Here is a 9,199-nt window from a genome sequence, read left to right as displayed (position 1 = left end):
ACCTTTACTCCAGCTTCACATTGGCATCAGGCCAAGCATGTGCAGGATAGGTGGTAGGCATTGAAACAGAGACGCCAGTCCCTGCGGAGCCATCCTTGAGATACCACCCTTGCTTTGCTTGATGTCTAACCGCGGTCCGTTATCCGGATCCGGGACCCTGTGTGGTGGGGAGTTTGACTGGGGCGGTCGCCTCCCAAAGTGTAACGGAGGCGCGCGAAGGTTGGCTCAGACCGGTCGGAAATCGGTCGTCGAGTGCAATGGCATAAGCCAGCCTGACTGCGAGACTGACAAGTCGAGCAGAGACGAAAGTCGGCCATAGTGATCCGGTGGTCCCGAGTGGAAGGGCCATCGCTCAACGAATAAAAGGTACGCTGGGGATAACAGGCTGATGATGCCCAAGAGTCCATATCGACGGCATCGTTTGGCACCTCGATGTCGGCTCATCTCATCCTGGGGCTGGAGCAGGTCCCAAGGGTATGGCTGTTCGCCATTTAAAGAGGTACGTGAGCTGGGTTTAGAACGTCGTGAGACAGTTCGGTCCCTATCTTCCGTGGGTGTAGGATACTTGAGAGGAGTTGCCCCTAGTACGAGAGGACCGGGGTGAACGGACCACTGGTGGACCAGTTATCGTGCCAACGGTAGTGCTGGGTAGCTATGTTCGGACAGGATAAACGCTGAAGGCATCTAAGCGTGAAGCCCCCCTCAAAACAAGGTATCCCTGAGGACCGTGAAAGACCATCACGTCAATAGGCTAGAGATGTAAGTGCAGTAATGCATTCAGTTGACTAGTACTAATCGTCCGATAGGCTTGGTTTGATCCAGAAATAGCTCAACCAAATCAAAAATCATACATAACAGTATACTTGAACAAAAATGCTTCTTTCCCGGTCTGGTGGATATAGCTCTTGCAAAACACCCGATCCCTTCCCGAACTCGGAAGTTAAGTGCAAAAACGCTGATGGTACTGCGACTTAAGTCGTGGGAGAGTAAGTCACCGCCAGACCTGATAAGAAGCATATCTCTCTCTATATACAAAAAATCCAAACAACGCGGGGTGGAGCAGCCCGGTAGCTCGTCAGGCTCATAACCTGAAGGCCGCAGGTTCAAATCCTGCCCCCGCAACCAAAACTAATTCTTCAATAATATCAGTATGTTGACTTTTCTCATCTCCCTGATGCGCACTGTTTGACCTTCCATGCCACGCTTTCCGCGGGGCGTTCTGCATTTGCGCCTCTGCTTCAACAACCTCATGCAAAAGCAGCCCACAAGCCAGCCGCAACAGGCTCGCCAAGGCGCCGTGAAGATGGATCGCGAGGCCGGGTTTGCCGGTCTCGCTCTCTTCCGCCGGGACCGGCACCAGTTCCACCTTCTCGATCAGCGCTCGCAGCGCCTCCTTAGCCTCATCCGTGCGCTCGGCCTCCGACAGGCCAGCGATCAATGCGCCGATTCGGGCGCGGTAGGTCTTCGCTATGCCCGGGTGTATCCGGATCGGGTCCGGGGCGGGGGAGGCCGAGAGCTGGCGTTCCAGTTCTTTCCGGCGGGCATCCAATTCGATCATACGGTCCTTCACCTGGTCCGCAGACACACCGGCGATGATCGCGTCGACCAGCTTCTTGTGGTCGGTTGAACCGCTCCGGTTTTGCCGGAGGCTGATTTTGGTTAGTTACGCGGCCATGACTTCAGTTTACAGAGCTGCGTGGAAGTTTGCCTCTGCTTCGGCTGGCGGGATGTTCCCAATCGGCTCCAGCAGGCGGCGGTTGTTGAACTAGTCCACCCATTCGAGCGTGGCAGATTCCACCGCTTCGAAACTACGCCACGGCCCGCGACGATGGATGACCTCGGCCTTGAACAGCCCGTTGATCGTCTCGGCCAGCGCATTGTCGTAGCTGTCGCCGACGCTGCCGACCGATGGCTCTATCCCCGCTTCCGCCAGCCGCTCGCTGTAGCGAATGCTCAAATATTGCGATCCGCGGTCCGAGCGGTGAACCAGCCCCATGCCCTTGGCGGGCCGCCGGTCATGCACGGCCTGCTCCAGGGCATCGAGAACGAAGCCTGCATGCGCCGAAGTGCTGACGCGCCAGCCGACGATCCTGCGGGCATAGGCGTCGATAACAAAGGCCACATAAGCGAAGCCCTTCCAGGTAGCGACGTAAGTGAAGTCTCTGACCCACAGCATGTTCGGCGCAGCCACGCGGAACTGGCGGTTCACCTTGTCCAAGAGGCCGAGCAGTCCGGGATCGTCGTCCTGTCCGGCTTGCCACGGATAATCTCCTGGATCCCCAGCCCCTTCATCAACCTCCCGACCGAGCAACGCGCGATGTCGAAGCCTTCGCGACGCAGCTGCCGCCAGACCTTGCGCACGCCATAGACCCGATAGTTCTCTTCAAAGACCCGCAGTATCTCGGGACGCAGCGCATCGTCACGGCGGGCCCGGTCGGACTGCCGCGCCGGATCGGCACGCTTCGCCAGATGGCTGTAGTAGGTGGAAGGGGCGATCGGCAGCACGCTGCAGATCAGCTCGACCCCATGAATCCCTCGATGCGCATCGATGAACGACACCATCACTTCGACCGGCGGTCGAGCTCCGCCAGCGCAAAATACGCGCTCGCCTTGCGCAGGATCTCGTTGGCTTGCCGCAGTTCGCGGTTCTCGCGCTCCAGGGCCTTCAGCTTCGCGGCCATATCGGTCGAGACGCCCGCGCGCCGACCGCTGTCGACCTCGGCCTTCTTGACCCAATCGTTCAGCGTGTTGGCCGAACAGCCGATCTTCGCGGCAATCGATACAATGGCTTGCCAGCGCGACCCATGCGGACCCTCGCCGTCGAGAACCATCCGCACCGCATGCTCGCGGACCTCAGGCGAAAACTTGTTCGTTGTCTTGCTCATGATGCTCCACCTTACTCAGGAGTTGGAGCCTCCGGCAAACCCGGCACGGTGCAGCACCTCGTTTTCGTCGGCCCATTTCGCTTCGCGGACCTTCGGTTCAGGATCGCGCGACTGGTGAACTCTGTGCCGTTGTCGCTGACGATGCAGCCGGGTTTGCCGTAGACCCTGATCAGTGCGCTCAGCTCTCGGGCGACGCGCGCCCCTGACAGGCTGGTGTCCGCGACCAGGCACAGGCACTCCCGTGTGTAAGTGTCGATCACCGCCAGAATCCGAAACTTCCGCGACGCGCCGAAGCTGTCGGACACGAAGTCCAATGACCAGCGCGCATTGACACCCGCGGCTGACGGCATTGGTGTCCTTATGCCATGCGCGCGCTTGCGACCGCGCCGCCTGTTCACGGACAGCCCTTCCTCTCGATATATCCGGTAGAGCTTCTTGTGGTTCATGCTCATGCCCTTGCGCTCCAGCAGCACGCCGATCCAGCGGTAACCGAACCTGCGCCGTTTGACGGCGATCTCCTGCATCTCATTGCAGATATCGGCACAGTCCGGTGGGCGTTCACGCCGGACTGTCTTGGCGTCGACACCAACCAGCCTGCAGGCCCGGCGCCGAGAGATGTCATGATCTCGCATCACCCGAAGCGCCGCATCTCGCCGCTTAGCCAATGTCGTCAGTTCTTTCCCAGCGAGTCTTTCAGTACGACGTTGGCCAGCATGGTGTCCGCCAGAAGGCGCTTCAGCTTGGCGTTTTCGTCCTCGAGCGCCTTCAGCCTAGCAGCCTCGGACACTTCAATCCCGCCATACTTTGCCTTCAGCTTGTAGAACGTCGCCGGGCTCAAGCCGTGCCTGCGGCACACCTTGGCCGTCGACATCCCGGCCTCTTGCTCCTTGACCATCCCGATTATCTGCGCCTCGGGGAAACGGCTCTTACGCATGTGTCTGCTCCTTCAGAGTTGGTGCAGACTCTACATTGCGGTGAGGGATTTCGCGGGGGGGCAGGTCATCAATAATGTTCATGCTAAGACTCAGAAAAGCCGAAATGGCCGCACTACAGTTAAAGTGCGGCCATGCCGAAGGACGGTTTGCGCCTATTTTAGAAAAACGTTGCTGGCCCTCATGCTTATCTTAAACCTGCCTGAACAAAGCTGTCGATCACTTGGCGTTGCAGGACGATATAAATTGCCAGAACTGGCAGGCATGCGATGCTAGAGACTGCCATTAGCGGACCCCAACGGTTTCCTTGGTCGCTTATGAACATCTGGATGCCGGATTGTATGACCGAGGTTTCTGGGCTGCGCGTCAACAAAAGCGGCCAAAAATACTCGTTCCACGCGCTCACAAACAACAAGATTGCCAGTGCCGCCAATGGTGCGCGCAGGTTCGGCACAATGACGCGCCACAAAATACGCCAGTCGCTGGCGCCGTCCATGCGCGCTGCCTCGACAACTTCGGCAGGGAACGAGCGCATGGATTGCACTAGCATCATAACAGCAAATGCAGACATCATATTGGGCAGTACGAGCGCGGTAATGGTGTCGATCAGCCCAAGCCGTGAGACAAGGACGTAGTTCGGGATCATTACCACCTGAAACGGTACCAGCCACGTTAGCGCGATAATCGCATAGGCCAGCTTGGCGCCAAAAAACCGCCAGCGGGTCAGGGCATATGCTGCCAGAACAGCCGTCAGCAGTGATGCCATTGTCGAACCCAGCGCGAAAGCGAAAGTATTGATCAGCATGCGCACGGCAGGGATCTGCTGCAGGGCGATTGCAAAGTTTTCAAGGCTGGGCGCAGTCGGGATCGGCAAATAGCTGTAAATCTCGTTTTCTGGCCGCAGGGCGGTCACGAACATCCACCAAATGGGAAAGATCGAGACGAAGGCTAACGGTATCATTACCGCATGGGCCAGTTTGTTTTTACGGCGGATCTTAATTGTCATGGAATGTCACCCGGTTCATGATCCAGATAAGAGCAAGGCCAACAACGCCAAACCCGACAAACAGGATCATTCCCGCTGCAGAAGCCCAACCCGCGGCGAGGCTGCCAAAGCCGAACTGCCAAAGCAGGTAGTAAATGTTGGTGCTGGAATCGAGCGGGCCGCCCTGAGTCAGAACGTGGATGTAAGTAAAGGTCCACTGCGCTCCGACCATGATCGTCAGCAGCACAAGCAGGAAAATTGTCGGCGACAGTAGGGGCAGACGGATATGGCGCGTCACTTCCCACTCGGATGCGCAGTCTATGCGTGCGGCCTCGATCAATGACGGGTTGATGCTGGAGAGTGCGGCCGAGACGATCAATGTCGAAAATCCCATCAGCTTCCATCCGGTGATCCATACGATTGACCAAAGTGCAAAGTTTGGATCATTCAGAAAGCGCACAGGCTCCAGACCAAAGGCACCGATCACGGCGTTTACCAAGCCAAATTGCGGGTCGAGCAGCCATCGCCAAACCGCCGCAGCAACGACAGGGGCGATAATCAGCGGCAGGAAAATCAATGCGCGGTAAAGGTTGCGCCAACGGCCCTGCAGGTCCTGTGTCAGGATTGCGATAAAGACTGGTAGCGCAACGGTCAGCGGTAACAAGCCAAGCAAGTAAAAGGCCGTATTGCGCAGCGCTTGTCCCGTCTGGGGCAAGGTGACGAGCCGTTCGTAATTCAGCAATCCCACGGCACGTGGCTGCAGGAATGGCAGCATGTTCCATTCATGAAAGCTAAGCCAAAGCGCATAGCCCAAGGGGCCATAGACCCAAATGAATAGCAGCCCCAATGCAGGGGCCAGATAGAACCATGGTTTCAGGTTCAATAGCCGCAGGCGGGCGGGCCATGGCGATGCGGGGTCAAAAGTTACAGCCATCAATTCGTCCGACGAAAAATGTGGTGCCCCGCCGATCATGACGACCGGCGAGGCAGGATATTACGGCATAAGGCTTTGAGCTTGGCGCTGCGCTTCGGTCAGAATGCCGGCGACGTCGTCAGACGGGCCGAATACTGCAAGCTCAGCCGCGCCGTTTACCATTTGCATGATCTGCGCATAGTTCGGGCCCGGATATGGAACGGTGGGCTCTAGGCGCGTCAACTGGTCAAGATTCGGAAGGATCAACGGATTCTCGCGGATCCACGGGGCCAGGAACTCTTCGCTCTCGATCGCATTTGGACGCAACGGCAGATAGCCGATTTCCGAAGTGATGACAGTGTAGGCCCAGTCAGATGTCAGGAATTTCATCAACTCCCACGCCGCCCGCTGCTTTGCCGGATCACGGGTCATCATCACAAGGCCCGAGCCAGAGTTTGACGGCATCGGATCATGGCCAGGAAACGCGGGCATGCTGGCTGAACGTAGTTCCCATTTGCCCGCAGACCCGCGCAGCAAAGAGTTTTGGACGGCGCTGGTCTGAAGATACATCCCCACGCTCCCCGACGCCATCGCCTCGATCGCGCCAGTGTCGAATACCGGCTGCATCGCGCCAGATTTGGCGACTGAGCGCAAAAAGCTTAAACCTTCAATGACTTCGGCCGAGGCGAAGGTCAGGGTTTTACGATCGTCGCTCATCAGCTGGCCGCCCGCCGAACGGACGATACCTTGATACAGCCAGTCGCCGGCGGTGGTGCCGAATATACCAGTCAGAAGGCCGGTCTTGTCTGTCGCGGTCTGGATTGTTTCGGCGGCCTGACGCACGTCTTCCCACGTCTTAGGCGGTGTGTCGGGATCAAGGCCGGCAGCGCGAAAAATGTCGGCGTTGTAAAACAGGACGGGCGTCGAAAAGACGTAGGGCAGCGCATAGGTTTTCCCGTCGAGTTTGCCTAGACGCGCACCGTTCGGGATCATTCCGGCAAGGTGGGCTTCAAGCTCTTCCGCAGGAACTGCATCTTCGAGGGCAACGGCCCCAAGGTAGTCGCGAGCATAGGAAAGGCCGGTGAATGCCAGTTGAGCAACGTCGGGACCCATCCCGGCAACCATATCGGCCTGGACGCGTCCCATCAGTTCAGAAACGGGAACGCCTACACCCTCGACCGTTACAGACCGATTTTCACTGCCAAACCGCGCAAGCATTTTGAGGGTGGCTTCGGCACCGATCCCAGCGGTTGCGAGATTGTAATTGTAGAAACGAATAGATGTATTGCTTTGCGCCATGGCGCGAGAGAAGGGCAGCGCGGCAACGCTTGAAGCGAGTGCGCCCAGAAGGACGGAACGACGATGCATGGAACTTTCCTTTCGGAGTTGCGTCAAAGCAAAGGTTATTTGGCGTTGAGCGCGGCGACATACGCGGCCAGCTGTGCGGCCGTGATTTCGCGCTCGACCTGACGTGTTGTCGGTTGGGGGACGGTCGTGACTGTCAGCCCGCTCTCGCGCAGCGTGCAAATCGACATGGATGCGCCCTGTAGCGAACGTACTCCGTCGCCCACATAAAGAGGGTCGCTCGAATTCTGCAGGCCCATGCTGACGATGATCGGCACCCCGTGCCATGTCGAAAAGCGGTCCAGATGGATATGTCCGGAAAACACACCCTGAACGCCACGATTCGGCAGAATCTGAGCGAGTCGCGCGCTCGCCGCGTGATCCAAACCGTGCCATTCATTGTGATCTACACCCTCGACCAGGATCGGGTGGTGCATGACAACGATTTTCGGCAGGTCGGGATGCGCGCTTAGCGCGCTGTCCAGAAACGCGATTTGCGTATCATCCAATGTGCCGCCAATCTGGCCATAGCGGCTGGTGTCGAGGGTGATGATGTGAACGCCTTGAATGATCGTGGCGTGATCGACGAGGCCCTGATCCTCTTGATCGTGCATTCCCGCCCAATAGTTCACCCTGTTGTCGTGATTGCCCAAGGCCCAGATCACGGGGATGGGGAACCCTTCCATCAGGTGTCGCAAGCGGCGATAAGCATCGACGTTGCCATGGTTCGCCAAATCGCCTGATGCGATGACAAACGCTGGCGCGGGTTGCAGTCGTTCGATCTGGGCGCGGATCGATGCCAGGGTGTTTGCGGTCGCCTCGGCGTTTGGTGTGGTCGAATCCACAGTGTCGATGTGGAGGTCACTAATATGAATAAAACGAATCTCGGTCATGTCTGTCTCCTGACTTCGAGGCGACAGATGCGCGACCAAAACGACGGTGTTACGACACAATTCGAATGGCGTTCGAGAACCGTCACTGATGCGTCAATGTTGCGGCGTATCGACAATGCAAAGAACAAGGAGCCTGTCGATGTCCGGCATCGTTTTTTCTAATATTACAAAGCGTTTTGGCCAAACAGTTGCTGTCGAATCGCTGAACCTTGAAATCGCCGAGGGTGAATTTGTCGCACTAGTCGGGCCATCGGGTTGCGGCAAAACCACCTCGTTGCGGATGCTGGCAGGGCTGGAAGACGTCAGCGAAGGGCAGATTTTCGTCGACGGCCGTGACGTGACCAATCTGGGGCCGAGCGAGCGTGACTTGGCGATGGTTTTTCAAAACTATGCGCTTTATCCGCATATGACCGTTGCCGGAAACATCGGCTTTTCGTTGCAACTGTCCGGCTTGGGGCGTGACGCGTTGAACGACCGGGTGAAAAATGCAGCTGACCTGCTCGGGATTGGTCATTTGCTGGACCGCCGTCCCAAGCAGCTGTCGGGGGGGCAGCGCCAACGTGTTGCCGTCGCGCGTTGTATCGTGCGCCAACCCGCGGCATTCTTGTTCGACGAGCCGTTGTCGAATTTGGATGCGAAACTGCGCGGTACAGCGCGGGTCGAGATTGCAAAATTGCAAAAGAATCTTGGCATCACAACGCTTTATGTGACGCATGATCAGGTCGAGGCTATGACCATGGCGGACCGCGTTGTGTTGATGGAAGGCGGGCGTATTCGTCAAGCGGGCACGCCGATGGATCTTTATCATCACCCCAAGGATTTGTTCGTCGCGACATTTTTGGGAATGCCGCCGATGAACTTGCTGAAGGCCGAAGTGGCGAATGTGTCGGGGGCACCGGTCCTGCGATGGGGGGCGATGAACCTTGAATTGCCCGGGGTGGCGACTGGGGCAGTGACTTTGGGATTGCGGCCTGAAAGGTTGGTTGCCGGTCACGTTGATGGCGTAGCTTTGGCCTTTAGTGGGCATGTGTCGCACGTCGAAAGGCTAGGGGCCGAGACTTTGGTCGAGTTCCGCCTTGAGAGCGGTTCGGCCAGCGCATTGACTGCTCGGCTGCCTGGAACACGCACCATTCAGATCGGAGAGCATATTTCGGTATCGGCGCCACTTGATGCGCTGCATGTATTCGATGAAACGGGGGCTGCGGTTGCCACATCGCCGGCGCGCCGCGCTGCCGCATTTTATTGAT

6 protein-coding genes, 1 tRNA gene, 2 rRNA genes, 2 pseudogenes and 1 other annotated feature (1 of these 12 only partly in view) are annotated in these 9,199 nt (G+C 57.7%); of the genes and pseudogenes, 5 read left to right on the top strand and 6 right to left on the bottom strand.

Annotated features, from left to right (window positions below; translation table 11 throughout):
* The 4 genes from BVG79_RS07685 to BVG79_RS07670 all read left to right on the top strand — a co-directional run.
* A 23S ribosomal RNA gene (locus tag BVG79_RS07685) occupies positions 1 to 816 on the top strand; it begins 2,021 nt to the left of the window's first position.
* A 72-nt stretch (positions 817 to 888) separates the two neighbouring features.
* A 5S ribosomal RNA gene (gene rrf / locus BVG79_RS07680) occupies positions 889 to 1,003 on the top strand.
* Positions 1,004 to 1,048: 45 nt separating this feature from the next.
* Positions 1,049 to 1,125: transfer RNA gene (locus tag BVG79_RS07675), tRNA-Met, on the top strand.
* 178 nt (positions 1,126 to 1,303) lie between these two features.
* Positions 1,304 to 1,627 (top strand): hypothetical protein, encoded by a 324-nt coding sequence (locus BVG79_RS07670; protein WP_157115655.1) that lies wholly within the window; start codon positions 1,304 to 1,306, stop codon positions 1,625 to 1,627.
* 57 nt (positions 1,628 to 1,684) lie between these two features.
* On the opposite strand, the pseudogene BVG79_RS07665 reads toward BVG79_RS07670, so the two are convergent.
* From BVG79_RS07665 to BVG79_RS07640, 6 genes and pseudogenes are all read right to left on the bottom strand, one after another.
* A pseudogene (locus tag BVG79_RS07665) lies at positions 1,685 to 2,885 on the bottom strand (IS3 family transposase).
* Positions 2,488 to 2,604, bottom strand: a sequence feature (AL1L pseudoknot). Its footprint overlaps the pseudogene before it by 117 nt.
* A 54-nt stretch (positions 2,886 to 2,939) precedes the next feature.
* Positions 2,940 to 3,819 (bottom strand): annotated as a pseudogene (locus BVG79_RS07660) (IS3 family transposase); the annotation flags it as partial.
* A 185-nt stretch (positions 3,820 to 4,004) separates the two neighbouring features.
* Entirely contained in the window at positions 4,005 to 4,736 is a 732-nt protein-coding gene (locus tag BVG79_RS07655) for a carbohydrate ABC transporter permease (protein ID WP_236951457.1), read from the bottom strand.
* Between the two features lie 76 nt (positions 4,737 to 4,812).
* On the bottom strand, positions 4,813 to 5,577 hold the full coding sequence (locus tag BVG79_RS07650; RefSeq protein ID WP_236951333.1) for a carbohydrate ABC transporter permease: 765 nt from the start codon (positions 5,575 to 5,577) through the stop codon (positions 4,813 to 4,815).
* Positions 5,578 to 5,796: 219 nt separating this feature from the next.
* Entirely contained in the window at positions 5,797 to 7,083 is a 1,287-nt protein-coding gene (locus BVG79_RS07645) for an ABC transporter substrate-binding protein (RefSeq protein WP_085786367.1), read from the bottom strand.
* A gap of 35 nt (positions 7,084 to 7,118) precedes the next feature.
* Complete coding sequence (locus tag BVG79_RS07640) at positions 7,119 to 7,952, bottom strand: metallophosphoesterase (RefSeq protein ID WP_085786366.1); 834 nt, start codon at positions 7,950 to 7,952, stop codon at positions 7,119 to 7,121.
* Positions 7,953 to 8,091: 139 nt separating this feature from the next.
* On the opposite strand from BVG79_RS07640, the gene BVG79_RS07635 reads away from it, so the two are divergent.
* Positions 8,092 to 9,198 carry an ABC transporter ATP-binding protein gene (locus tag BVG79_RS07635; protein ID WP_085786365.1) on the top strand — a complete coding sequence of 369 codons (1,107 nt, stop codon included), beginning with the start codon at positions 8,092 to 8,094 and terminating at the stop codon, positions 9,196 to 9,198.
* The last annotated feature ends 1 nt before the right edge of the window (position 9,199 follow it).

Origin of the sequence: Ketogulonicigenium robustum, assembly GCF_002117445.1 — a bacterium.
Lineage (GTDB): Bacteria > Pseudomonadota > Alphaproteobacteria > Rhodobacterales > Rhodobacteraceae > Ketogulonicigenium > Ketogulonicigenium robustum.
Note: the sequence above shows the minus strand (reverse complement) of the source record. Positions and strands in the feature narration are given on the sequence as shown.

Excerpts from the sequence above, each read along its gene's own strand:
- BVG79_RS07640 (WP_085786366.1), bottom strand. The coding sequence starts at position 7,952 with ATGACCGAGATTCGTTTTATTCATATTAGTGACCTCCACATCGACACT.
- BVG79_RS07670 (WP_157115655.1), top strand. The coding sequence starts at position 1,304 with ATGGATCGCGAGGCCGGGTTTGCCGGTCTCGCTCTCTTCCGCCGGGAC.
- BVG79_RS07635 (WP_085786365.1), top strand. The coding sequence starts at position 8,092 with ATGTCCGGCATCGTTTTTTCTAATATTACAAAGCGTTTTGGCCAAACA.
- BVG79_RS07645 (WP_085786367.1), bottom strand. The coding sequence starts at position 7,083 with ATGCATCGTCGTTCCGTCCTTCTGGGCGCACTCGCTTCAAGCGTTGCC.
- BVG79_RS07650 (WP_236951333.1), bottom strand. The coding sequence starts at position 5,577 with ATGCTGCCATTCCTGCAGCCACGTGCCGTGGGATTGCTGAATTACGAA.
- BVG79_RS07655 (WP_236951457.1), bottom strand. The coding sequence starts at position 4,736 with ATGTTCGTGACCGCCCTGCGGCCAGAAAACGAGATTTACAGCTATTTG.